This window comes from Nostoc sp. (assembly GCF_036917675.1).
In the GTDB taxonomy this organism is placed as follows: Bacteria; Cyanobacteriota; Cyanobacteriia; order Cyanobacteriales; family Nostocaceae; genus Nostoc.
On the sequence record NZ_JBALCT010000033.1, the window covers coordinates 24,079 to 49,056 of the forward strand.

Here is a 24,978-nt window from a genome sequence, read left to right on the forward strand (position 1 = left end):
TTTCTTAGTCACTCTCGAAATAAGCTTATTGACGCGGTTACGCCTAGAGGTTGACATTTTTCTAGTGCTAAAGTAATGGTATCTTCAAGCTTCCTATTTGATCATGAACACCATTACCATCAAAATTCCCGATGAGCGTTTGTTGAAGCTGCAAGAAACCGCTAATCATCTTGGCGTATCAATAGAAGAATTAGTGCTAATGGGTATTGAAGAAGTACTAAATAAACCAAACGCATCTTTCAAAGGTGCGATGAATTACGTACTCCAGAAAAACACTGAACTTTACAAGCGGTTGGCGTGATGCGCTATCTCACCCTAGAAGAGGTGTTGGAACTCTATCATCGCATAGTTGAGCAGTCAGGTGGATCGGCAGGTATTTCTAACATAGGTGGATTAGAATCAGCGATCGCTCAACCACAAATGACATTTGCTGGTGAGGAACTTTACCCTACAATAGTTGAAAAAGCTTCTGCCCTTGGTTTTTCCCTAATTAAAAATCATCCTTTCATCGATGGTAATAAACGCATTGGTCACGCGGCGATGGAAGTATTTCTAGTGTTGAATGGTTTTGAGATTAACGCAGCGCTGGATGAACAAGAGCAGGTAATTTTACAAGTTGCATCTGGTGAGTTAGGACGAGACGAATTTACCAAATGGCTTCGGAATCAGATAGTACCAAAGCCAGATTTTCCATCACTCATGTGAAAATAGGTTTGTCTTTAGGCGATGCCTACGGCGGCAAACTATGCATTTCTACTTTTCTGTAAATTAAAGCGCCATGTTTAAAGATAGTTCAGCTAAGTAACTTTATTGTATTTTATAATACTTTATATTGCAAATATGTACTGCAACTCAGAGATTATTCGGGTATAAGCAGTTTAGCTGTAACAATCAAGTGACGAGAATCACATTTATGTATGATTAGGATCGTCTTCCTGCGATCGCAAGCTTGGCATAATTAATGACAACTGAACTCTAGCCGAGTCATTAATAGGGAACACACTTAATTGCCGACAGCCTTAATCAAGGACTGTCGGTTTTTTGTATTTGGATGTCATTAGTCATTTGCTCAATGCCCATATCCAATAAAATTTACCCACAACTGGTTGATAACTTGACAGAGATTTTGCCAAAGTCACAACCAAATGTGGGGAAGATATGATCAAATTCGGGATCTTATGCCTATCGAGCGGTAAACCGCAAGTATACTCCTAGAACCAGCACAGACTTTGTATTAAGACATCGCTTGAATGATGTAATCAAAGTAGGGTGCTGCTTGAGCAGCGTCTTCCGCACTCAGCAAGCCAAGGGAGGCTGTTTTGAGGGAATTCATCGCTTCTACCATTCCAGGCACGGGAACGCCCAATGAATTGTACATTTCCCGCACGCCAATCAAACCAATTTTTTCAATTGGTTCTTTGTCACCGGCAAGTACGCCATAAGTAATTAGACGTAAGTACCAGCCAAAATCACGGATACATAGAGAGCGTTGACGTTCTCCATAAGCATTACCTCCGGGGGAGATAAAGTCAGGACGCTTTTGCCAAAGTTGTTTGGTTGCTTCCTGAACTATCTTTTTTTCGTTTTCGGCTAAGGTAGACGCAATCCGCGTCCGTTGTACGCCAGTTTGCAAAAAATCTTTGATATTTTTCAGTTCGCCACTGCTGGGATAACGCAGTTCGTCGTCGGCTTGGAGGATAACTTGGCTAATTACAGTCATGATGATTGAAATCACCTGAAATATTATTTATCTGTTAGTTTAACGAGTCGGAGGTACACAAGTGAAGAGAGATGATAGAGATCAGGGAGCAGAGAGAATTAATAATTTTTGACTCTTTAGTGTTGACTTTTGACTCTTGATTAATAACTAATGACTAAAATAGTTTGGCAACAGGGTGAATTAATTGAAGTGACGATCGCTAATCTGAGTGATACAGGTGATGGTGTGGGACGCGCTGATGAGCGTGTAGTGTTTGTCCCAGATACTGTCCCAGGCGATCGCGCCATCGTCCGCTTGGTACATGTTAAACCCAAATACGCCCACGGGAAGCTCCAGGAGCTATTGGAACGATCCCCCCACCGGATTAGACCTAGTTGTATTGTGGCTGACAAGTGCGGTGGTTGCCAGTGGCAGCATGTTGATTATAATTACCAGCTAGCAGCCAAGCAAAATCAAGTTATCCAAGCTTTGGAACGGATTGGCAGTTTTGTCCAACCACCGGTAGATCCGGTACTCGCTGCCCCTTTTGCTTTCAACTACCGTAACAAATCTACATATCCTCTGGGTACATCGGCAACAGGACAGGTACAAGCTGGTTATTATCAAAAAGGTAGTCACCAATTAATTAATTTAAATCAATGTCCAGTCCAAGACGCGCGATTAAATCCCTTACTTGCGGAAGTTAAGCAGGATATTCAACAGCAGGGTTGGCAAATTTACGACGAACAGCGTCATCAAGGGAAAATTCGCCATCTCAGTTTACGCATTGGGCGACACACTGGAGAAATGTTGCTGACTTTGGTGGTGAAGGACTGGAATTTATCAGGAATTGAAACCCAAGCCCAGGAATGGTTAAAGCGCTATCCCCAGTTAGTGGGAGTGTCGCTCAATCGCAATGGCGATCGCACAAATGCTATCTTTGGATCAGAAACCCGTTGCATCGCTGGAGTCCCCCACCTGCGTGAGATTTTTGCTGGACTGGAATTTCAAGTGCGCCCAGATACATTTTTCCAAGTGTATACAGAAACAGCAGAGGCACTATTGCAGGTAATTCAATCAGAACTCAATCTTCAAGGGCATGAGTTGCTAGTTGATGCCTATTGTGGTATTGGAACTTTAACTTTACCCCTCGCCAAAAAAGTGCGGATTGCTACAGGATTAGAAGTGCAACCAGCAGCAGTAGACCAAGCTATTTTGAATGCCCACCGCAACGGAATTGATAATGTGACATTCCAAGTTGGGAGAGTAGAAAAATTGCTGACAAAAATGGACACAATACCAGAAGTAGTAATACTCGATCCGCCACGTAAAGGGTGCGATCGCGCTGTGATCGACACTTTACGGCAATTGAAACCATCTCGGATTGTTTACGTCAGCTGTAAAGTAGCTACCCTCGCCCGCGACCTGAAATTGCTTTGTCAAGATGGGAAATATACTATCACACGGGTGCAACCTGCTGATTTTTTTCCTCAAACTGCTCATGTTGAAGCTGCCGCCTTTCTTGTGCTATCACATTTGGACAAGGGTGATAATTCCTTTACAAAAACTGAAATTTGAAATTTTTAGTCTACTGCATACTAAAGATGCTAAAATTGAATTAAGCTAAAAATAGAAATTCATTTTGTTTAAAGAAATTCAAGTTGCATAGGCTCTTAAAAATGTGAAATTGGATTGTGTAAATTACAAATCGGCAATTAACTAGAGTATGCCAATACTCTCTTAAATTACTAGCATCTTTTTAAGTTGCTGACTTCATTATCAAACTTATTCCAGCCGCTATATATCTAAACAATCCCAACTCATACATGAAGTCAATGCTCCCTAGCATTTTCAAAATTTAGTTTTAAAGACGCAAGTTTGAAGGCAGCATGACCACCTCAAGTTTTATCAGGGTGCCTGTAATAGCAAACTGATGTCTAGCTAACTGAAAGCTATGGGGTATCTCTTGTGATTACTATTTCACTCCGTCCAGTTGGACGTTATTGGGGCACTATTAGTTTTGCCTCAACCCTCTATCTTTGTCCAATATTAGATTTACTGTTGGCAGAAATTCCAGCAAAGTTACAAGCAGAATTGCGGCTAGGACTTCAAGAAGCCCTAGTAAACGCCGCTAAACATGGCAATAATCTTGATCCAAGTAAAACAGTTGTAGTGCGTTTTTCCTTAATAGATAATCAATATTGGTGGATAATATCAGACCAGGGTAGCGGCTTTACTCCTTCATCTACTAGTGAAGAAGAACCAACAGACTATTTACCACCAGATGAATCAGAAAGTGGTCGTGGTTTATCTCTTCTCCATCAAATTTTTGATCAGGTAGAATGGAACCGCAAAGGCACAGAATTGAGGCTTTGTAAACAAATGGAAAATCGCCGAGGACTATCTCTGCGACGGTAAGGCGATAACAGGGGAGTGGGGAAAGTTATTAGTTGATTGATTTTTTTTATCCCCGACTCCCTACTCCCTACTGCCTATTTCCCGTGAGTCGGACAGGGAGGCGCAGAAATAGAGCGATCTAACCAACCAATTGCTTGTTCTAATCTAGCTTGAGCTTCTTGTGGCTGATTCTTTAAAAGATACACAATAGCTGCTGCCACTTGTTCATTAGCGCGGGAATTGCGGTTAGACTTGAGGCGATGCCAATCGTTAGGGGAAATGCTTAGTCTTTCCATCAAGGCTTGAGCTAGTTCCAGAGTACTAAGTTCATTCAGTTGACTGGTTTTCGGCAGCTGGGTAGATTGGGACATAACTATTGGCACATTTGCATTTACTTCTACTGTACTACTTGTAAATGAAGCCGCCAAAACAATCACAGCCTTCAGCAGAAAATCCCGAACCAGATTTTGAACAAGAACTAGAGGAAGTAGAGCGATCGCTCCTGTCCTTAAAAGAGCGTTATGATCAAGTGCAACGCGATCGCCAACAACAGGCACAATGGCAACAGCACCGCGATCAACTGAAGCACAATAAGTCTCAGACTCCAGAAATCAAAGCAGACTTACGGCAAATTCAACACCAGTTGGAAATGCTAGAACAAAACTTAGAAAGCCAGTTATTTTCTTGGCGTAGCCTCAAAAAACCTTTCTGGCAAGTCGTCCGCTTTGGTGGAATGGGCGTTATCATAGGCTGGATATTAAAGTCTTACGCTGGGTAATCTCAATTTTGGATTTTAGATTTTGGATTGGGTGAAATCGTTAAGATTATTTAATATCCGTACTCCTGACGTTGACGAAATACAAGTTGTAAAATATGGTAAATCGACGGATTGCAGAAATATTGCGAAGTGGTCAACCTGATGAGTCTCTCCAAGTTCAAGGCTGGGTGCGGACGAAACGCGATTCCAAAGGGTTTGCTTTTATTGAAGTCAATGACGGCTCATCACTAGCTAATTTGCAAGTCGTCATTAATCAAGATTTGCCAGACTATGAAGCTATATTGAAAAAATTGAATACAGGTGCTGCTGTTGAGGTGACAGGGGTATTAGTGGCTTCTCTTGGTAAAGGACAGCGAATTGAGTTGAAAGCCGAAACAGTGAAAGTTTACGGAGAAGCTGATCCCGATACATATCCCCTGCAAAAAAAACGCCATTCCTTTGAGTTTCTGCGAACCATTGTACATTTGCGATCGCGGACTAATTCTTTTGGTGCAGTTTTCCGCGTCAGAAATGCTTGTTCGACAGCAATTCATCAATTCTTCCACGAAAGAGGCTTTTTATGGGTACACACACCCATCATCACTGCTAGTGATTGCGAAGGCGCGGGTGAACTGTTTAGCGTTACCAGTTTAGATTTAAAAAATATTCCCCGCACAAAAGACCAAGAAGTAGATTACAGTCAAGACTTTTTTGCTAAACCCACATATTTAACAGTTAGCGGCCAGTTGGAAGCGGAAGTGATGGCGATGGCGTTTAGTAACGTCTACACATTCGGGCCTACCTTCCGTGCAGAAAATTCCAACACCTCGCGCCACTTAGCAGAATTTTGGATGGTTGAGCCAGAAATGGCTTTTTGTGACCTAGAAGGCGATATGGATTTAGCTGAGGCTTTTCTGAAACACATTTTTAAATATGTGTTGGAAACTTGTCCAGAAGACATGGAATTTTTCAATGAACGCATTGATAAATCTGTGTTGTCCACAGCCGAAAATATTATTAATAATCAGTTTGAACGTTTAACTTATACAGAAGCGATCGCACTTTTAGAAAAAGCTGATGTGAAATTTGAATACCCTGTGAGTTGGGGTTTAGATTTACAATCAGAACACGAACGCTATCTAGCTGAACAATTATTTAAAAAGCCTGCGATCGTTACAGATTATCCAGCGCAAATCAAAGCTTTTTATATGCGTTTAAACGACGATGAAAAAACCGTCCGCGCAATGGATATTCTCGCACCCAAAATTGGCGAAATTGTTGGCGGTTCCCAGCGCGAAGAACGCTTGGAAATCTTAGAACGCCGCGTGTTAGCGCAAGGATTAAACCCAGAAGACTTGTGGTGGTATCTTGATTTGCGTCGTTATGGTACTGTTCCACACGCTGGTTTCGGCTTGGGTTTTGAACGACTCGTGCAATTTATGACTGGTATGGGAAATATTCGTGATGTGATTCCGTTTCCGCGTACACCGCAAAGTGCTGAGTTTTAGTTTGAATTTTAGACCTGGGTTTTTATAATCTCCAGGTCTTTGCCTTTTGTCGATAAAGATAAATCGAGCTAAAAACATTTATTATGAGCATACAGGATCAAACCATTGGTAAAATCCGGCAAATGCCAGAATCTTTACTTCATGAAGTGAATGATTTTATAGACTTCCTACTAATGAAGCATAGCGCTAAAAACTGGGAACTATGGCTTCAGTTTAGCGAGTCAGTGGAAATAGTGGAATCAGATTTTTCTGATTATTTATCTAATTTAGAAGATTATGAAGAACGCTTGGCACGTGGAGAAATTGAGTGGTAGATGTCACACGGGGAGATGTAGTTTTGTGCGATCTCAATCCCGTTGTTGGTACAGAACAAGCCGGAATTAGACCTGTTGTAGTGGTGCAAATTGATCGGGCAAATGCTGTTAGTTGCCATACCATTATTGCACCATTCACCTCAAAAATTAGAAGTGCTATTTTACTTTCTCATATGTTTGTACCTACTGGTATCGGTGGTTTAAGCCAAGATTCTGTAGTACTTTGTGAGCAAATTAGAGTTGTTGATAAATCAAGAATTATCAGAGTGATTGGTCATTTGGATGAGAATTATTTAGATAACTTGGCAATTGCTTTGTGTACTATCCTTGGCTTAAGGATTATGAACAATGATGATGATTAATAAATATTAGGTATTCTCACATGATTTGTATGCTTATTGAACTGTTCCCTACGCTGGTTTTGGGTTAGGTTTTGAACGACTCGTGCAATTTATGACGGGTATGGGAAATATTCGTGATGTGATTCCCTTTCCGCGTACACAGCAAAGTGCTGAGTTTTAGTTTGAAAATTTTCAACCCAGGCGATTAGAAATCGCGTCTACACAAACCAAGTCCGCGGATACAGACTAATAAAAACTTTGAAACCCGCGATCGCGGGTTTTGCTTGTGTAGCTATGTATTTTAGAAAGTGATTAGTTAAAGTTAAGATTTTTGAATCTCCTCTTGTAAAACTTGAATTTGCTCAATAGGTAATTCAGTAACTTGAGCAATTTGCTCTAAACTCATTCCAATTCCCAACAAATTTAAAGCCAACTTTCTTGTTGTTTCTGCTTTGCCTTTGGCTTCGCCTTCTGCTTTGCCTTTGGCTTCGCCTTCTTCTAGGATTTGTTGATAAATGACTGATTCGCGCATAATCTCACTCCTGAAAATCTTCCTAATTACGTCTTTCTTTAACACCAGACCTGCTAAAATTCCACTAGCAGCAGCTATATTTCTTTGCATCTGGCGATCGCTAATTACTTCAACTGCGATCGCTACTTGGGTTAATACCATTGTAGGATCGTTTGTCTGACTTAGCACTGCAAAGGGTAATAAACCTGGAATACTCATAAACCTTTCTGTTGGTTGTTCCCACAGGCGTATTACCTCAAACTGATGGTAAGTGTTGTTTAATCTAAAACTGGTTTCACTGACTAATTCTGAACTTGTTTTTCTCAAATAGATTACTATTTGGCGCATTGCTTTGTTAGGAAAGCGGCGATAAACCCTAACCCGATAATCTAACATCCGAAAGGGGATACCTTCATCAGGGTCAGTTTGAAACTCGGTATGTAGAACTAAATCATCAGATTGCAATAAGATTAATGAATCGGCGCGAATTGGTTCGCTTGATAATTCAGTAGGACTAAGTTCTGTTAATTTAATCGGTGAACCAAGTAACCAAGTTGCCAAGTCATCTTTGAAGTTTTCGGCAATGAATTTACAGATATTGTCATACATGGCAACCTGAAAGTAAGGGGATCGAGTATTTTTGAGAAAAATTAAATTTGTTGGTGTTGGGTTTCCTTGCGTCAACCCAACCTACTGCTATGGTTTTATGTTAAACAAGAAATACAAAAGCTAGCACTGGAGGTGTAAATTAATGTTAATGTTACTTCTCAACATCGGGAATGAGCGATATGCCATAGAAAGCCGACAGGTTGTAGAAGTAATACCACTTGTTGTACTCAAAACTTTGCCCCACCAGCCTGAGTATATCGCTGGTGTTTTTAACTATCGCGGACGCATTGTACCAGTAATCGATTTGTGTCAGTTGATGCGTGGCAAACCCTCTTCTGAGTACCTGAGTACTAGAATTGTATTAGTCAATTATTGGGGGAGTAATAATCCAGAACTTAAGGCTGCTTATATTTTGGGTTTGATGACAGAACAAGTTGTAGAAACATTACACAAGTCTGAATCTGAATTTGTTGATCCCAATATCCAGATAGATACAGCGCCATATTTGGGCAAAATGATTGTAGACGAGCAAGGGATGATTCAGTGTCTTCGCGTTGAGTACTTGTTCTCAGAAGCACAGCAACTCAATCTCTTGCCAGAAAGCGATCGCAATACTGTATTTTAGATTGGTCTGAAGACTAAATAAATGGCACAATCTGTGATTGAAGCTTTACTAAAAAGCAAGATTGGTTTAGATGCAAACTCTATTGGTACTGATGCGATCGCAAGTGCAATATCTCAACGGATGGCAGATTGCGGTATAACGGATATTGCTAACTACCTGGGGAAATTGCAGACATCTACCCAAGAATGGGAAGCACTGATTGACAGCGTAATTGTTCCAGAAACTTGGTTTTTTCGAGAACCAGAGTCCTTTGCATTTCTGAAGCATTATGTATTATCTGAGTGGTTGCCAGCAAATCCACACGGCGTACTGCGGGTTTTGAGTGTGCCGTGTGCAACAGGTGAGGAACCATATTCCATTGCGATCGCTCTATTAGAAGTAGGATTAAATCCTATAAAGATTCACATCGATGCTGTTGATATTAGCAAAAATTGCCTACTAAAAGCTCAACGAGCAATCTACAATCAATACTCGTTTCGTAGCAATAGCCAATCATTTCAAGAGGGCTATTTTCAGCCAACTGAGGCAGGATACCACCTGTCTGAACAGGTGAAATGCATGGTGAATTTTATTAATGGTAATTTGGCAGATCCGGCTTTTCTAGCTGACAGGCCGCTTTATGATGTAGTCTTTTGCCGTAACCTGTTGATTTACTTCGATCTGACAACAAAAGATCGCACCATTCAAATCCTAGAAAGGTTGCTAAGGCCAGAAGGCTTGTTATTTGTTGGACAAGCTGAAGCTTGGTTATTGTTAAAAACTAAATTGGTATCAGTTCGTCAATATTCAGTAGTTGCTCATCAAAAGTCCAAAGCAGGCGAAAATGTTCACAAAAATCATGATTCCAATCTTCAGAGACAAGGCTTAACAGGCAAAAATATAGATGTTCTCAACAGGCGACAGCTACCGAAAAAAACCCATTCTAAGTTTGTTGCACAAGAGAGGTTAAATGTTGCTCCCCAGAACCCCATATCGCCATTCGACCTAAAAGTAAATTTGTTAGAAATAGCTAGAGCTTTAGCCGACCAAGGTCGTTTGAATGAGGCGGTTAAACTATGCAACGACTATCTCAACCAAAATCAGGTGAGTACTGAAGCATATCTTTTACTCGGTCAGGTGCAGCAAGCGATGGCACTAAATGAGCGGGCGGCACAATCTTTTCAAAAAGCAATTTATTTACAACCTACTCACGAAGAGGCGCTGACTCATCTGGCATTACTCAAAGAACATCAAGGAGATGCGGATAGTGCTAATCTTCTCTGGCAACGAATTTACCGATTAACGAAGCATAGGTAGTGAGGAGATCAAGTAGGAGGCAATACTGCGTAGGTTTTGCCTAAAAAATAGAAATGTGTAGCGGTTCTCGTTTGTATACAATGCACTCTGACCTACCGTGTACACACAAATCTGTCTTGAAGCAATTTACGCTTTATCGAATACTCCAAAGAAACCTCACCCTGGTTTTGCGTAGCAAAACCTGTCCCTCTCCTTGGTAAGGAGAGGGATTAAAGTCAGAACAGGGTGAGGTTTTTGTTTTGGGTAAGGGACTTCCAAGAAATAAATTATCCAATCTTGTGGGGTGGACATCTTGTCCGCCCTTCTCTATGTGCCCTCGTGTCGCCCACCCCACAAGAACTAGTTGAGTATTTTTTTATTTGGAAGTCCCTAATTCGATGATTTGTGTGTACACCGTAGCCTAAAAGGAGAGAGGCTTTAAATCTTACTCCCCTTCCCTTCTAGGGAAGGGGCTGGGGGTTAGGTCTGTATTGGGCTAAACTGAGAACCGCTATATTCTTAACCGAACAGTATTGGGATTCATGCACCTTTAATACTCGTTCATCCACCTTTTATCCTCGTTCATCCACCTTTTATCCTCGTTCATCCACCTTTTATACTCATTCATCCACCTTTTATCCTCATTCATCCACCTTTTATACTCATTCATCCACCTTTTATACTCATTCATCCACCTTTTATCCTCGTTCATCCACCTTTTATACTCATTCATCCACCTTTTATACTCATTCATCCACCTTTTATACTCAAACTTCTTACTCAGCACTCAGCACTTTCCAATCAGAAGGAAAAGCTAGTCTCTAAACTAAACTATCTGCTTAATAATTTGTTTCAAAATTTAAAATACAGACTGTTCATTTTGTTTTTGATTTGGGAATCTTAAGAGATGAACGCGTTTTAAAGCAGCAGAGAAACAGTAGGATATCCAATGTTCAAGAATATGACCTTGCAAACACGGTTGATCAGTTCATTTTTATTCATGGGACTGATTGTACTCATAATGGCCTTGCTGGGATGGTTCACCACCAACCAGTTAAATCAGTACATTAACATCCTAGAGACGGATAGCATCCCCAGTGTGTCGGGGATATTGAAGATTAACGCAGGTCAGACACAAATCCAATCGGCAGAACGGTTACTATTTGATCCGGAAGTTACTGTTAGTGAAAGACAGGGTGGAATCACTCAAATTCAGGAGGGTTGGAAACAGATTAGCGAAGGTATTAAACAGTACGAAACAACGCCATTAAGCGAAGAAGAAAAAAAAGATTATGACATACTTAAAGAACAGCTACATACCTGGAAAGAAGCCCATGAAAAACTGTTAGATATAGAGCAACAATTTAATCAAATTGGTATTCGGAATCCTTGGAAAAAACAAATTGAATTAATCCGTCAAAGTAAAGACAAATCATCAGACTTTGCCCCTATTCAAGCGGCACTTGAATTACGTAATCGGATGGATTCTGAGGTAGCAAATAAGGAGCAACCGTTATATATAATAACGGGCGTACAAGCAGACAAACTTTTAAAACTTAATGAAGGTTACATATCAGACCTACAAAAAGAAGTCGAACAGAATGTGGCTCGCAGCATTTTCTGGATTTGTGTAGGAATTTTTATGGGCCCCACAACTGCGATTATTTTGGGGGTTGTAATCGCTCGACAAGTTGCATCTCAGATTATTAGTCAGATTATGGGTGTGGTTGGGCTTGCAGAGCAAATTTCCACGGGTAACTTAACAACTCAGGTCAAGGTTGACCCCAACAGCAAAGATGAAATGAATAGACTCTTAACTGCTTTCAAAACCATGACTCAGAGTCTCAACACTCTGATTCGTCAGGTACAACATTCAGGCATCCAAGTGACTACCTCAGCTACTCAAATAGCAGCTTCGGGTAAACAATTAGAAGCGACGCTCACTGAGCAGTTAGCTTCTACTAATGAGGTAACTGCCGCTAGCAAAGAAATTTCCGCCACCTCTAGAGAACTTGTAAGTGCAATGGAACAAGTTGCGACCATTTCACAAGTCACGACGACAGCCGCGAATGATAGCCAAAAAGACATTTTGCGGATGGAAACCACTATGCGGCAGTTAGCAGAAGCCACTAATGCTGTTGCTGCCCGACTGGGAGTAATTAGCGAAAAAGCAAACAATATTAATACTATCGTCGTCACAATTACCAAAGTGGCTGACCAAACGAATCTGCTATCATTAAATGCTGCGATCGAAGCCGAAAAAGCTGGAGAGTATGGCTTAGGTTTTGCTGTAGTTGCTAGAGAAATTCGCCGATTAGCAGATCAAACCGCCGTTGCTACTCTCGATATTGAGCAGATGGTGAAGCAGATGCAATCGTCAGTCTCTACAGGTGTGATGGAAATGGACAAGTTTGCCGCCGAAGTAGGACGGAGTATAGAAGATGTTGCCAACATCAGTACACAGGTTGGGCAAATTATCCAGCAAGTGCAAGATTTGAATCCGCGATTTGAGTTTGTCAACCAGGGTATGGAAACCCAATCTGTGGGAGCGCAACAAATTAGTGAGGCGATGGTGCAGTTGAGCAGCACTTCTGTGCAAACTGCGGATTCCTTGCGGGAAATTAATTATGCGATCGCCCAACTTAACCAAGTGGGGCAGGGATTACGTCAAGAAATTGCCCGCTTTCAGGTGAAAACAGAAGACGCTATACCCGGATTTCACCAAATCTCTTGATTAACCCTTATGAACCCGATCGCTACTCCATTAAATATTGAACGTTGTTGGAATTTTATCGGCATTGAGGGCGATCGCTCCTGTCCCCAATTAGCCACCTATACCCATTGCCGCAATTGCCCTGTTTATTCTACTGCTGGCCGTCATTTGCTAGAGCGCCCCATACCTGAAGATTATCGGCAAGAGTGGACTGAGTTATTGGCACAATCTAAAGCCGATGAAAAGTCCCAAATGCCATCCTCTGCTTTGCCCACAACTCAAATGACGGTTGTAATTTTTCGTCTGCAACGGGAATGGCTCGCACTTTCTGCCCAAATCTTTAAAGAAATTTCCCCTCCGAGTGTGATTCATGCCCTACCGCATCGCAGCAACCAAATCTTGCGGGGATTGGTGAGTATCCGAGGCGAATTGCTATTGTGTATCTCTTTGAGTCATCTGCTGAATCTGGAAGTTGCCGATACAACAGTACAAACGCTGAGTCCAGTGGTGTATTCGCGCCTAGTGGTGCTGGAAAAGGCAGGTAAAACTTGGGTCTTTGCTGTAGATGAACTTTATGGAATACAGCGATTTCACCGGGATGAATTACAAGATGCGCCTAAGACTCTGACTCAAACTTATACTAAAGGATTATTTCACTGGCAACCGGATGGGAAGCAAATCGAGCGATCGCACAGTGTCAGCTATTTGGATGATGAATTGTTATTCACCACTCTGGCTAGGAAGGTGCAGTAATGTTAGAAGAATTTGATGTCAGCAATCTTTCCTTGCTTGATTTATTCAACATGGAAGTAAAAGCTCAAGTTGTGGTGTTGAATGATTGCCTGTTGGCACTGGAGACGAAACCCGATCCCCAACAAGAATTGGCAGCCTTAATGCGGGCAGCCCATTGCATCAAAGGCGCTGCCCGAATTGTCCAAATTGAGCCGGCTGTCAACCTTGCTCATGTGATGGAAGACTGTTTTGTTGCGGCTCAAGAGGGAAAAATTATCTTGACTGCCGATCGCATTGATGTGTTGCTGCAAGGGGTAGATATGCTCCTGCATATAGCTGAAACGGTTACGGCTAACCCAAATTTGCAGATGTTAGAAGATGTTGGCATTCAATCGCTAGTGAGTGCGATCGCTAATATCCTAACTCCAGAGGCAACTTCTACAGAAATTCATCCCCTAATCACAACAGCGCAGTTAGAAGAGAACCAACAGACAATCCTTGTTTCCCCATCCCCGCTAAATATCTCCACATCTTCAGAAGAACTAGGCATCACCCCAAATCGGGCGGTGCGAATGAGTACTGAGAATCTGAATCGCTTGATGGGTTTAGCAGGAGAGTCTCTAGTTGAGGCGAACTCTTTAGAACCATTTGCTAACTCTTTGCTGAAGCTGAGAAGCAATCAGGGGGAATTGTCCAACCTGCTTACGAAGTTACAGGAATTATTGGGCAACTATCATCTGGATCGGCAAATTAAACAAAACTTAAGTGCAGCCGATCAAAAAGCTAAAGAATGTTACCAGATGATCAGCGATCGCCAAAACGAACTAGAACTATTTTCTCAGCGTTCTGCTAACCTTGCCCATCGCCTGTATCAGGAAATTATTACTACCCGGATGTGTTCGTTTGCTGATGGGGGACAGGGACTTCCGCGAATGGTGCGCGACTTAGCAAGACAATTGAGTAAACGGGTGAAACTGGAAATCATCGGTAAGTCTACTTTGGTAGATCGAGATATTCTAGAACGTCTGGAAGCTCCGTTGACTCATATTTTGCGGAATGCGATCGATCATGGCATTGAACCGCCCCAGGAGCGTCTAGCAGTAGGAAAGCCAGAAGAAGGAATTATTCGCATTGAAGTTACCCATCGCGCCGGAATGCTGTTTATCAGTGTTTCAGATGATGGACGGGGAATCGATATCGAGTTTTTGCGCCAAGCAGTGATCATCAAACAACTGACAAACCCGGAAATGGCCGCCCAACTTACCGAAGTCGAGTTAATGGAATTCCTGTTTTTACCTGGTTTCTCCACAACTGAGACTGTCACCGAAATTTCCGGTCGAGGTGTGGGGCTGGATATAGCCCATAGCACAGTGCGGGAAGTTGGCGGAACGTTGCGGGCGGTTTCTGTGTTGGGAAGGGGCATGACCTTTTATTTGCAGTTACCATTGACGCTATCTGTGATTCGCACCCTGCTAGTAGAAATTGCCGGCGAACCCTATGCCTTTGGACTCGCACGCATTGAACAGGTAGTGATCTTGTCCAAGTCTAATATTGCTGTATCGGAAAATCGCCCATTTTTCCTGATAAATAATCAACCTGTGGAGTTGATTTTGGCGAGTCAAGTTTTAGAGTTACCCTCGCCTGTGGTGAATATAGAATCGCTGTCAGTTATTGTAATTAGCGATCGCCTTAACCGTTATGGATTAGTTGTAGATCGGTTTCTCGGTGAGTGCAGTTTGGTTATCCGACCTTTAGATCCCCGCCTTGGTAAAGTCGCCAACATTAGCGCCGCCGCCCTGATGAATGATGGTTCGCCAGTGTTGATTGTCGATGTCGAAGATTTGGTACGTTCCATTGCTAAGGTATTTTCCAGTGGACAACTCTCCCAAGTAAATCAATCTGCTCATCAAGCAGTTACCAAAGTTTACAAGCGAGTGTTAGTGGTGGATGATTCGATCACGGTGCGCGAAATGGAGCGCAAACTCTTGGAAAACAATGGTTATAAAGCTGAAGTGGCGGTCAATGGTATTGATGGTTGGAATGCAATCCGTAGCGGCGATTATGATTTGGTGGTTACAGATATTGATATGCCCCGGATGAATGGCTTTGAACTTACCAGCCAGATCAAAACTCATGCCAAGTTGAAGCAAATACCCGTGATTATCGTATCTTACAAAGATCGGGAAGAAGACCGACTGCAAGGGTTAGAAGCAGGTGCAGACTACTACCTCACTAAGAGTAGCTTTCATGATGACACTCTGTTAAAGGCGGTGATTGATTTAATTGGAGAGGCTTAATATTAATACCAAATTTTAGATTTTGGACTTCGGCTACGCTCAGTCGAACGATTTTGGATTAAAAGTCTTTATTCTCAAACAATACTATTTATCCCAATTTTGTAAAATTAGATCGCAAAGACGCGATAAATCGCCGTCTCTACGAAAGATTGATATTGTAAAGACGGCGATTTATCGCGTCTCTTGTCTTAACCGAATCGTATTGGAAGCCCTCTTACTTAATCTGGGTTTGCAGGATTGTATTTGTAGCCTTATTTTGCAGAATTCACCCTATTTAGTGTGTCAACTTTAAATTGATAAATAAAGGAACGAACCCCAAAGGAAGAAACAGGACAAAAAGAAAAAGAAGAAAGCGCTAAAAGCGATTAGCAATAAATCTTTGACAATCCAAAATCCAAAATCCAAAATCCAAAATCCAAAATGGTATAACCTGTGAGAATTGCGATCGCTAACGATATGTTTATGGCTGTAGAAGCACTGCGGCGTGTTGTGGTCAAAGTACCAGACTACAAGCTGGCGTGGGTTGCTTACGATGGCGTGGAAGCCGTGAACAAGTGTGCAGACGATACTCCCGATTTGATTTTGATGGATGTGCTGATGCCTAGCATGGATGGAGTAGAAGCTACACGGCAGATCATGAGCCAATCTCCCTGCGCTATTGTGATGGTAACAGCTAGCGTTAATCGCTATGCAGCCAAGGTTTTTGAAGCAATGGGTTATGGAGCCTTGGATGCTGTCAACACGCCAGCTTTCGGTGATGATGGGCTACTAAATAAAATTGCGACGATCGCCCGCTTAATTGGTAAATCTTCACATCGGCGATCGCCCCCTCTCCATCGCCTAAAATCACTCCCACCCCTAATAGTCATCGGGGCTTCCACTGGTGGACCTAAAGCATTGACAACTATTCTCTCCCAATTTCCCCCAGATTTTCCGGCGGCTGTGGTCATTGTCCAGCATGTTGATGTCGAATTTGTCACAGGTTTTGCCACCTGGTTAAACGAGCAAATTCCTATGCCTGTGCAACTAGCGATCGCAGACGCGCTACCACAGTCTGGTAAAATTCTCCTTGCTGGCACAAATCTTCATTTGGTGATGCGTCCCGACCTCACCCTTGGCTATGACAAAGAACCACTAAATTTTTCTTCCCGTCCATCAGTCGATGTTTTCTTCAGCAGTGTGGCTAAAAATTGGACTGGACACGGGGTTGCGGTGTTGCTGACGGGGATGGGTCAAGATGGCGCTCAAGGCTTAAAACGATTGCGTCAAGCAGGTTGGCACACTATTGCTCAAGACCGCAAAACTTGCATTGTCTATGGTATGCCGAAAGTAGCAGTGGAATTAGGAGCTGTGGTGGAGGTTTTGCCAGTTGAGGCGATCGCATCAGCCTGTATTAAGTATTTACCGTCTGGTTTACGGTAAACACTTAATATATTACTACTTAATTATATTATCTAACTTACTTAATATTACTGTGGAATATATTAGTATAATCAGTTACGGTAAATTTGATAAACTGATTAATATACCTTTAAAAGGTATTTCAGATTACTATCACTGCTTGGTTACTGATATATAATTACGACATTACCAAATAATAAATTTTCGTTATCCCATTGTAATCTTTAAAACAAACACCATTTATAGGTGCTAAATGAACCTAGAAGAAACAGCACTCTTACAAATATCTCAAAAGACAGAAAGATTATCACCGAAGTGGAGTGAAGCAGAAACCCCACAAGCTATACCATTTATTCTGGATTCCAAAACATCCACAGTGAAGCTTTTGCTAATTGACGATCAGGTAATTATTAGCGAAGCCTTTCGTCGGATAATTGCGACAGAAACAGATATTTCCCTTCACTATACAAGTAATCCAGCTAAGGCTATTCAAGATGCGATCGCCATTGCACCAACGGTGATATTCTTGGATATGATCATGCCAGATATCGATGGATTAATGCTACTGCGTTGGTTTCGCTCTCATCCAGTAACTCGTGATATTCCTATCGTCATGTTATCCAGTAAAGAAGAAGCAAAGCTCAAAGCCGCCGCCTTTACTGAGGGTGCAAATGACTACCTAATCAAGTTACCCGATGCAGTTGAGTTAATTGCCCGTATCCGTTATCATTCCAAAGCATACAATAACCTCAAAGCACTGACTACAGCAACTGCTACTGCTCAACTTCAAGCACAACAATTAGAACAGACCTTACGGGAATTACAAACTACCCAAGTTCAATTGATCCAGACCGAGAAAATGTCTAGCTTGGGTCGGATGGTTGCAGGTTTAGCCCACGAAATTAATAATCCTGTGAATTTTATTCAGGGCAATTTTAACCACTTAAATAACCATGTTAACTGTCTTTTAAATTTAATCGGACTATATAAACAAAAACATCCTGAATCACATTTTGTATTGGAAGATGAGTATGGCGATTTTAACCTTGATTTTATTATCAATGATTTACCAAAAATTCTTTCATCCATGAAGATAGGGACTGATCGGATTCGTGACATTGTACTGTCACTAAGAAACTTTTCTCGACTGGATCATTCTGAGAAAAAAGCTGTTAATCTTCATGAAGGTATTGAAAGTACTTTATTACTTTTAAACCATCGACTCAAACAAAAAATTGAAATTATTAAAATATATGGAAATTTGCCATTAGTTCAATGTTATCCAGCACAATTAAATCAAGTATTCATGAATATCCTTAGTAATGGCATTGATGCTTTACTAGAGCTAGATAATCATAGCGAAAAGCAAATTGTGATTAAAACGGAAGTAACTGAATTAGAAACAGTCATAATTAGATTTAGAGATAACGGTTCTGGAATTGATTCCGAAATCCAAAGTAAGATATTTGATCCTTTTTTTACAACTAAAGCTATCAACAAAGGAACGGGACTAGGTTTAGCAATTAGCTATCAAATTATTGAAAAACATCAGGGAAATATCCAGCTAAAATCTGAACTTGGTTATGGAACAGAATTTGCAATTGAAATTCCAATAGCATTACCAGTTACCGATTTGAGTACAATTCCTATATAAGAAGTCAAAATCCAGAATCCGGCTACCGAATCTTGATTATGAATCATTTGTCACTGCTTGCGTGTGTGGGATGAGTAACGCTAGTCTTAAAATAAATCGTGTAAAGCAAAACCCTCATTCAATAAGTCGAGTAGGAAGCTAGAATGGCAATTCCAAATAAACAAGTAAAATCTAATACTGATATTTTAGATAGTAGACGCACCCAAACTCGTATCCGAGTTCGCATTCCTAAAAATTTACATGAGGAACCAGTCATTTCACGACTGGTTTCTCACTATGGGGTAACAGTCATTATTGCTGATGCTCAGATCAGCGCAAACGTGCCACAATATAGCTGCTTCGACCTGAAACTAAGAGGAACTACTTCCCAGATTGAAAGCGCCTTAACTTACCTCGATGAACTGGATTTAGAAGTTTTGTACCAATCCAGCCCTGAAGAAGATGGTTGGTAATCAATTTTCGATTTCGGATTTTGGATTTTAGATTAATAATCCAAAATCCAAAATCTAAAATCTAAAATTGACTATGCCATTTGATTTTCAATCGCCCACCGCGCTAATTCAGTGCGGTTATGGAGATTAGTTTTGCCCAACATATTGGACACATGGCTTTCAACCGTGCGCTGACTAACATTTAGTTCTTCAGCAATTTCCCGGTTAGCTAAACCCCTAGCGACAAACTGGACTACTTTCAGTTCGGTTGGGGTTAATTGCACATCGAAGGGAACCTGGATGCGGGAACCGTTTTCGCCTCCTTTTGCTTGGTGTTCTTTCCAACGGATAGTTTGTTTCAGCGAGGATTCAACTTGCGCTACGAGTTCTTCTGGTTCAAAGGGTTTGACCATATAAACATCAGCACCTTTATTCAGACCCTTAACTCGGTCTGCACTTTGTCCCTTAGCTGAAAGGAAAAGAACCGGAATCCAGCTGGTGCGTTCGTTTTGCCGGACTTGTTCCACAAAAGTATATCCGTCCATTTCCGGCATCATCACGTCGCAGATGATCATGTCTGGAACATCTTGCTCTAAAATTTCCAGAGCTTCACGTCCATTTTCGGCGGTGATGACTTCATATCCCCGGAATTCTAAGTAATCCTTCACCAGCAAGATGAGGTTAGGGTCATCATCAATCAATAGAAGTCGTTTGTGATCTTTCATGCTGGGCTCTTTCATAGCAGTGGCACTTGTCGCGCTTCGGTCCATCAAAGTCTTGAATATTTATCCTCTCTGGTGGGTTATTTCGAGATGTTGTCCTTTTTCCTACTTAACTTGCCTTTGCTGTCTCGAAGCCTCAAAAATGCCGAGCATTTTCAAGAGACTAGTAGCTCGATAGCTAAAGTCCAGCAAGGATACGTATAGCAGTAGTATCTATAATGCGCTATTATATATCGCATTGAAAGGGGCGGGCGAAAAAACACTGATTAAATAATAATCTTTCTGACTCACAAGTAAGTATTGGCTTAAAGATGACCCTAGCTCAAAACCAACCCGCACTTTCTTTAAGCTTACTGCTATACCATATCCTTCGATTGTTAAGCCTCTATGAGGTGTTCACAAGAAACTAGGGAAGTTTCTGGCAGAGCATGGGTTAAAAATGCCTATTCTTCTACCACCTTATTGCCTATTAAGTGTTCTTGGATGATCCGCTCAATAACTCCCAGTTTTCCTTGGCCATACCAGACCCCATCAGTGTAAACCACCATTATGGGGTCTAGAACAACAAACACGCAAGCAGTTGGCTTTAGTTCTATAGACGCAAATGGGATGACTCTGTTGCGGCTCATCAAGTTTTAACTCTTTAAGTTGCTTTTTTAAGTATTCCCAGGATTCCAGACTAGCTCCTTTTGAGCAGCAGTTCGCAATTGTCTGGTCAGCGCAAATAAAAATGTATGGCTGAATTTTTGCAAGTCCTAAAGTTTCTACACAATAACTCACGGCTTTATGTTCTGGAGACTTAGTGGTTTTGCGGATTTAATGGCTGGACTGGATCACTGTATTGTTACTTATCGAGCGGCTCCCTGATTACAGTTCTATAACAATTTCCAATGAATGGGGAGTGGGGAGTGGGGAGTGGGGAAGAATTCTTATAACTGCCTACTCCCTACTCTCTTCGTAACTTATAGAACCGAACCTGAAAGATCAGAATAATTAAGCATTTATACTTAAGTACACCGATGATCTTCTAGTTCGGGAACCCGTACTCAAGAGATTCTTGCCATTGGATGCCACTTTTCGGTAGATTAGCACTCAGGGGTTGAGAGTGCTAATACTCTGGAGAAAATAATTATGGCAGCTTTATCTTTAAGCGTTTCTACAGTTAAACCTTTGAGCGATCGCGTTTTCGTAAAAGTGAGCGCCTCAGAGGAAAAGACCGCAGGTGGTCTGTATTTGCCCGACACGGCCAAGGAAAAGCCCCAGGTTGGGGAAGTAGTCGCCCTTGGTCCTGGCAAGCGTAACGATGACGGTAATCGTCAGGAATTGGAAATTAAAGTCGGCGATAAGGTGCTGTACTCTAAGTACGCTGGCACTGACATCAAACTCGGCACTGAAGAATATGTACTGCTTTCTGAAAAAGATATTTTAGCAGTCGTGATCTAGTGGGGAGTTGGGAATAGGGAACAGGGAACAGGAAACAGGGGATGTCAAAAATAAAGACAATGCCCAATGCCCAATGCCCAATACCCAATGCCCAATACCCAATTCAAAAAAAATTGACTTACTCCCGGAATTTAGACACCTATGGCAAAGCGCATTATCTACAACGAAAACGCCCGTCGCGCCCTGGAACGAGGCATTGACATCTTGGCTGAGGCTGTAGCTGTTACCCTTGGCCCCAAAGGTCGTAACGTAGTTCTAGAAAAGAAATTTGGCGCACCGCAAATTGTTAATGACGGTGTAACGATCGCCAAAGAAATTGAATTAGAAGACCATATTGAAAACACTGGTGTAGCTCTGATTCGTCAAGCTGCGTCTAAGACCAACGACGCTGCGGGCGATGGCACCACCACTGCCACCGTTTTAGCTCATGCGATCGTTAAAGAAGGCTTGCGGAACGTTGCAGCTGGTGCTAATGCAATTTCGCTGAAGCGTGGTATAGACAAAGCTACTGCCTTCCTCGTAGAAAAAATCAAAGAACACGCCCGTCCAGTAGAAGACTCCAAAGCCATTGCTCAAGTTGGTGCGATCTCGGCTGGTAATGACGAAGAAGTTGGTCAGATGATTGCCCAAGCAATGGACAAGGTGGGCAAGGAAGGCGTAATTTCCCTAGAAGAAGGGAAATCTATGTTCACCGAGTTGGAAATTACTGAAGGGATGCGCTTTGACAAAGGCTACATCTCTCCCTATTTCGCCACCGACGCTGAACGGATGGAAGCGGTTTTTGATGAGCCTTTCCTACTGCTGACCGATAAGAAAATTGCTTTGGTACAAGACCTTGTACCAGTGTTAGAGCAAGTTGCTCGTGCTGGTCGTCCTTTGGTGATTATCGCCGAAGATATCGAAAAAGAAGCTTTGGCAACCTTAGTAGTAAACCGTTTACGCGGTGTACTCAACGTGGCTGCTGTTAAGGCTCCTGGCTTTGGCGATCGCCGCAAAGCACTGCTAGAAGACATTGCTGTTTTAACTGGCGGGCAACTAATTACCGAAGATGCTGGTTTGAAGCTAGATAACACCAAGCTGGATAGCCTGGGCAAAGCTCGCCGGATCACCATTACCAAGGACAGCACTACAATTGTTGCCGAAGGTAACGAAGCTCCTGTTAAGGCTCGTGTCGAACAGATTCGTCGTCAAATCGATGAAACCGAATCTTCTTACGACAAAGAGAAACTGCAAGAGCGTCTTGCTAAACTCTCTGGTGGTGTCGCTGTGGTGAAAGTGGGTGCAGCGACCGAAACTGAAATGAAAGACAAGAAACTGCGCCTAGAAGACGCTATCAACGCCACTAAAGCTGCTGTGGAAGAAGGTATTGTTCCTGGCGGTGGTACAACTCTGGCTCACCTTGCTCCTGAATTGGAAGTTTGGGCGAAGAGCAATCTTAAAGATGAAGAGTTGATTGGTGCTTTGATTGTCGTTCGCGCCTTACCTGCACCTCTGAAGCGGATTGCTGAAAACGCCGGTCAGAATGGTGCTGTGATCGCTGAACGTGTGAAAGAGAAAGAATTCAACGTTGGCTACAATGCTGCGACAAACGAATTCGTCGATTTGTTTGATGCTGGTATTGTTGACCCTGCGAAAGTGACTCGTTCTGCTCTGCAAAACGCTGCTTCCATCGCTGGCATGGTGTTGACAACCGAATGTATCATAGTTGACAAGCCTGAGCCTAAGGATAGCGCTCCTGCTGGCGCTGGCGGTGGCGGCGGCGACTTTGATTACTAATACTTTGTAGGCACATAATTTGTGAAACAGCTGCTTCCTTTATATGGAGGCGGCTGTTTTTTGTTTTAACTGTCTTTGATGAAGCTGTTCCCGGAGGCTAGGACACAAAGGGCGCAAAAATAATAGTACAAATATTCTGCTAATGAATGAACAGTATAAAAATAACAGTTATAATATGAATATTTAATGACATTCACTATGAATTACATCTTAGAAACACAAGCAAATTATGCTAGGAAAAATATTGAGCAAAGACTAGAAGATTTTCTTGATGCAGTTGATAATGATAAAAGCCTAAATCCAGATATAAAAGATCAGCTTGTTCATTTAAGATATGCTGATGCTTGGGAATTAACATCTATTACAAGTAAGTTTAGACAGCAATTGTCAAGAAGTCCCTATATAGATCCCGAAGTGGAAAGAAGAATACGATTGTTAGACATATCTACCCAACATTGGGCAAGATTCTTGGATATTAATACCTTATTTTTGTGCAATTTTTATACGTTTAAATAGCTTATTTATTACTATTTTTTATTTTTAAAAGCAGCTTCTTTTATCAAAAACTAGCCACTTTTTATAATTTTTATAAACTCAAGTAATTTCCTTGGCGTGCTTCGTCTTTGGGAGCAAGATTCAACAATATTTTTAGTTAATCCGGCGCTATTACCTTTAGCAAGTTTGATGCGAACTGACCCACCGCAAACTTTACTGGCACAACAGGCTAATACAAGAAGCTAATAGTAACGAAGATAAACAGTATGATTATGTATTAATTGACTTACCACCCTCATTTAATAATTTGGTTAGAACTGCACTGTATTCTTCTAACTATTTTATTGTTCCTTGTACATCTGATATTTTTTGTTCGTATTGTGTTGGGTTAATAGGAGAAACACTACCACGGTTTATTAAGGAATGGGAAATAGGATGTCAACTACACGACACCAATAATCCTCATAATCAAAAATATATAAATCTTGGTAAACCTGTATTTGCAGGTTGGATTTTCAATGGATACGATACAAGAAAGCCTAAAGATGAGAAACATAAGAGAATAATTGCAGCAGATCAGGCAATGGGGATGCAGATTGTGCAAAAGGTCAAAGAACTTGTAGAAACACTAGAAAATAAAATAAAGGAGCATCCCTCAGTTTTGCAAAACCACCCATCGGAAGGTTTCTGGTTAGGTGGAATAGAAGATATGAACATTCTTATTCAAAATAGTATGTGGCTAAATTGCCCTATTGCAACATTAGATCAAATGGAACCAGTAAGAAATCTTCAAGATCGGGGACAATGGTCGCCAAATCAATTAGATCAAATCAAGAGATTAAAAACTAGTTTTTTGTCGATAGCTGACAAGGTAATTAAACACTGTATTTGAAAAAATAAATATAAATCTATTTTGATATAGGGTAGCAATGTAAGTTGGGTACAGGAAAGCGATATAAAACAACGCAGCATCCTACGGGTTGTTTTATATCGCTTTTTTATAAAAAGATACGAAAAACTTATTTCAAATTTAAGGATAGTTAAATTGTTCAGCTATTGGTTGCAAATAATTTAGTTCTTTGTCTTGAGATTGTGCATCTAATAACTTACGCGCTACATCACGGGCAATTTCTAAAGTTTCAGCAACAGTCCGTCCTTGAGCTACTAAACCTTGAAGCTCATCGGATGTTGCTAAATAAACGCCTTCAGGTAATTTTTCAATGTGGATGTTTAGCAATTTTTCCATTTTTTTACGTGGTGATTACGTCTACTTTAATT

General features: G+C 41.5%; 27 protein-coding genes and 1 pseudogene. 22 read left to right on the forward strand and 6 right to left on the reverse strand.

Annotated features, from left to right (window positions below):
- Nucleotides 1-103 precede the first annotated feature (103 nt).
- Both V7K31_RS11320 and V7K31_RS11325 read left to right on the forward strand, forming a co-directional pair.
- A complete protein-coding gene (locus V7K31_RS11320; protein ID WP_335094413.1) occupies nt 104-301 on the forward strand; it encodes a DNA-binding protein in 198 nt (65 codons plus the stop codon).
- Complete coding sequence (locus tag V7K31_RS11325; RefSeq protein WP_335094483.1) at nt 301-705, forward strand: type II toxin-antitoxin system death-on-curing family toxin; 405 nt, start codon at nt 301-303, stop codon at nt 703-705. Before V7K31_RS11320 ends, V7K31_RS11325 begins: the two co-directional genes overlap by 1 nt.
- A gap of 529 nt (nt 706-1,234) precedes the next feature.
- Here V7K31_RS11325 and V7K31_RS11330 read toward each other — a convergent pair.
- Nucleotides 1,235-1,720: an allophycocyanin subunit alpha-B gene (locus tag V7K31_RS11330; RefSeq protein ID WP_335094414.1), complete on the reverse strand. Its 486-nt coding sequence runs from the start codon at nt 1,718-1,720 to the stop codon at nt 1,235-1,237.
- Between the two features lie 150 nt (nt 1,721-1,870).
- Between V7K31_RS11330 and rlmD the strand changes: the two genes are divergently transcribed.
- The gene (gene rlmD, locus V7K31_RS11335; protein WP_335094416.1) at nt 1,871-3,277 is read left to right on the forward strand and encodes a 23S rRNA (uracil(1939)-C(5))-methyltransferase RlmD; all 1,407 of its coding nucleotides are present in this window, start codon (nt 1,871-1,873) and stop codon (nt 3,275-3,277) included.
- Between the two features lie 390 nt (nt 3,278-3,667).
- Nucleotides 3,668-4,117, forward strand: a complete 450-nt coding sequence (locus tag V7K31_RS11340; RefSeq protein WP_335094418.1) for an ATP-binding protein — start codon at nt 3,668-3,670, stop codon at nt 4,115-4,117.
- 74 nt (nt 4,118-4,191) lie between these two features.
- Here V7K31_RS11340 and V7K31_RS11345 read toward each other — a convergent pair whose 3' ends face one another.
- Nucleotides 4,192-4,467 carry a DUF6439 family protein gene (locus tag V7K31_RS11345; protein ID WP_041565907.1) on the reverse strand — a complete coding sequence of 92 codons (276 nt, stop codon included), beginning with the start codon at nt 4,465-4,467 and terminating at the stop codon, nt 4,192-4,194.
- A 44-nt stretch (nt 4,468-4,511) separates the two neighbouring features.
- Between V7K31_RS11345 and V7K31_RS11350 the strand changes: the two genes are divergently transcribed.
- From V7K31_RS11350 to V7K31_RS31850, 5 genes and pseudogenes are all read left to right on the forward strand, one after another.
- Nucleotides 4,512-4,874 carry a hypothetical protein gene (locus V7K31_RS11350; RefSeq protein ID WP_335094420.1) on the forward strand — a complete coding sequence of 121 codons (363 nt, stop codon included), beginning with the start codon at nt 4,512-4,514 and terminating at the stop codon, nt 4,872-4,874.
- Nucleotides 4,875-4,969: 95 nt separating this feature from the next.
- A complete protein-coding gene (gene asnS / locus V7K31_RS11355) occupies nt 4,970-6,361 on the forward strand; it encodes an asparagine--tRNA ligase (RefSeq protein ID WP_335094421.1) in 1,392 nt (463 codons plus the stop codon).
- An 83-nt stretch (nt 6,362-6,444) separates the two neighbouring features.
- Nucleotides 6,445-6,675, forward strand: a complete 231-nt coding sequence (locus V7K31_RS11360; RefSeq protein WP_334947038.1) for a DUF2281 domain-containing protein — start codon at nt 6,445-6,447, stop codon at nt 6,673-6,675.
- Nucleotides 6,669-7,037 (forward strand): type II toxin-antitoxin system PemK/MazF family toxin, encoded by a 369-nt coding sequence (locus V7K31_RS11365; RefSeq protein WP_335094423.1) that lies wholly within the window; start codon nt 6,669-6,671, stop codon nt 7,035-7,037. Before V7K31_RS11360 ends, V7K31_RS11365 begins: the two co-directional genes overlap by 7 nt.
- Before the next feature lie 40 nt (nt 7,038-7,077).
- Nucleotides 7,078-7,197 (forward strand): annotated as a pseudogene (locus tag V7K31_RS31850) (amino acid--tRNA ligase-related protein); the annotation flags it as partial.
- A gap of 141 nt (nt 7,198-7,338) precedes the next feature.
- On the opposite strand, the gene V7K31_RS11370 reads toward V7K31_RS31850, so the two are convergent.
- Nucleotides 7,339-8,136 (reverse strand): Rpn family recombination-promoting nuclease/putative transposase, encoded by a 798-nt coding sequence (locus tag V7K31_RS11370; protein ID WP_335094424.1) that lies wholly within the window; start codon nt 8,134-8,136, stop codon nt 7,339-7,341.
- A gap of 142 nt (nt 8,137-8,278) precedes the next feature.
- Between V7K31_RS11370 and V7K31_RS11375 the strand changes: the two genes are divergently transcribed.
- From V7K31_RS11375 to V7K31_RS11410, 8 genes are all read left to right on the forward strand, one after another.
- The gene (locus V7K31_RS11375; RefSeq protein ID WP_335094425.1) at nt 8,279-8,761 is read left to right on the forward strand and encodes a chemotaxis protein CheW; all 483 of its coding nucleotides are present in this window, start codon (nt 8,279-8,281) and stop codon (nt 8,759-8,761) included.
- Between the two features lie 21 nt (nt 8,762-8,782).
- The gene (locus tag V7K31_RS11380) at nt 8,783-10,057 is read left to right on the forward strand and encodes a CheR family methyltransferase (RefSeq protein WP_335094426.1); all 1,275 of its coding nucleotides are present in this window, start codon (nt 8,783-8,785) and stop codon (nt 10,055-10,057) included.
- Nucleotides 10,058-10,985: 928 nt separating this feature from the next.
- Nucleotides 10,986-12,770 carry a methyl-accepting chemotaxis protein gene (locus tag V7K31_RS11385; protein WP_335094427.1) on the forward strand — a complete coding sequence of 595 codons (1,785 nt, stop codon included), beginning with the start codon at nt 10,986-10,988 and terminating at the stop codon, nt 12,768-12,770.
- Between the two features lie 9 nt (nt 12,771-12,779).
- Complete coding sequence (locus V7K31_RS11390; protein ID WP_335094428.1) at nt 12,780-13,502, forward strand: chemotaxis protein CheW; 723 nt, start codon at nt 12,780-12,782, stop codon at nt 13,500-13,502.
- Nucleotides 13,502-15,778: a hybrid sensor histidine kinase/response regulator gene (locus tag V7K31_RS11395; protein WP_335094429.1), complete on the forward strand. Its 2,277-nt coding sequence runs from the start codon at nt 13,502-13,504 to the stop codon at nt 15,776-15,778. Before V7K31_RS11390 ends, V7K31_RS11395 begins: the two co-directional genes overlap by 1 nt.
- A gap of 432 nt (nt 15,779-16,210) precedes the next feature.
- The gene (locus V7K31_RS11400; RefSeq protein WP_335094430.1) at nt 16,211-17,200 is read left to right on the forward strand and encodes a chemotaxis response regulator protein-glutamate methylesterase; all 990 of its coding nucleotides are present in this window, start codon (nt 16,211-16,213) and stop codon (nt 17,198-17,200) included.
- A 232-nt stretch (nt 17,201-17,432) separates the two neighbouring features.
- On the forward strand, nt 17,433-18,833 hold the full coding sequence (locus V7K31_RS11405) for a hybrid sensor histidine kinase/response regulator (protein ID WP_335094431.1): 1,401 nt from the start codon (nt 17,433-17,435) through the stop codon (nt 18,831-18,833).
- 143 nt (nt 18,834-18,976) lie between these two features.
- A complete protein-coding gene (locus tag V7K31_RS11410) occupies nt 18,977-19,285 on the forward strand; it encodes an NIL domain-containing protein (RefSeq protein ID WP_335094432.1) in 309 nt (102 codons plus the stop codon).
- Nucleotides 19,286-19,356: 71 nt separating this feature from the next.
- Here V7K31_RS11410 and V7K31_RS11415 read toward each other — a convergent pair whose 3' ends face one another.
- Nucleotides 19,357-20,034: a response regulator transcription factor gene (locus V7K31_RS11415; protein ID WP_012407592.1), complete on the reverse strand. Its 678-nt coding sequence runs from the start codon at nt 20,032-20,034 to the stop codon at nt 19,357-19,359.
- 395 nt (nt 20,035-20,429) lie between these two features.
- Nucleotides 20,430-20,615 carry a hypothetical protein gene (locus V7K31_RS11420; RefSeq protein WP_335094433.1) on the reverse strand — a complete coding sequence of 62 codons (186 nt, stop codon included), beginning with the start codon at nt 20,613-20,615 and terminating at the stop codon, nt 20,430-20,432.
- 502 nt (nt 20,616-21,117) lie between these two features.
- Here V7K31_RS11420 and groES point away from each other — a divergent pair.
- The 5 genes from groES to V7K31_RS11445 all read left to right on the forward strand — a co-directional run bounded on the left by groES (nt 21,118) and on the right by V7K31_RS11445 (nt 24,592).
- The gene (groES, locus tag V7K31_RS11425; RefSeq protein WP_334782876.1) at nt 21,118-21,429 is read left to right on the forward strand and encodes a co-chaperone GroES; all 312 of its coding nucleotides are present in this window, start codon (nt 21,118-21,120) and stop codon (nt 21,427-21,429) included.
- Nucleotides 21,430-21,570: 141 nt separating this feature from the next.
- Nucleotides 21,571-23,205 (forward strand): chaperonin GroEL, encoded by a 1,635-nt coding sequence (groL, locus tag V7K31_RS11430; protein WP_335094435.1) that lies wholly within the window; start codon nt 21,571-21,573, stop codon nt 23,203-23,205.
- 198 nt (nt 23,206-23,403) lie between these two features.
- Entirely contained in the window at nt 23,404-23,721 is a 318-nt protein-coding gene (locus V7K31_RS11435; protein ID WP_335094436.1) for a hypothetical protein, read from the forward strand.
- A gap of 96 nt (nt 23,722-23,817) precedes the next feature.
- Nucleotides 23,818-23,946 (forward strand): hypothetical protein, encoded by a 129-nt coding sequence (locus V7K31_RS11440; RefSeq protein WP_335094437.1) that lies wholly within the window; start codon nt 23,818-23,820, stop codon nt 23,944-23,946.
- 34 nt (nt 23,947-23,980) lie between these two features.
- Nucleotides 23,981-24,592 carry a hypothetical protein gene (locus V7K31_RS11445; protein WP_335094484.1) on the forward strand — a complete coding sequence of 204 codons (612 nt, stop codon included), beginning with the start codon at nt 23,981-23,983 and terminating at the stop codon, nt 24,590-24,592.
- Between the two features lie 138 nt (nt 24,593-24,730).
- On the opposite strand, the gene V7K31_RS11450 is transcribed toward V7K31_RS11445, so the two are convergent.
- Complete coding sequence (locus V7K31_RS11450; RefSeq protein WP_335094438.1) at nt 24,731-24,946, reverse strand: type II toxin-antitoxin system HicB family antitoxin; 216 nt, start codon at nt 24,944-24,946, stop codon at nt 24,731-24,733.
- Nucleotides 24,947-24,978: the final 32 nt, after the last annotated feature.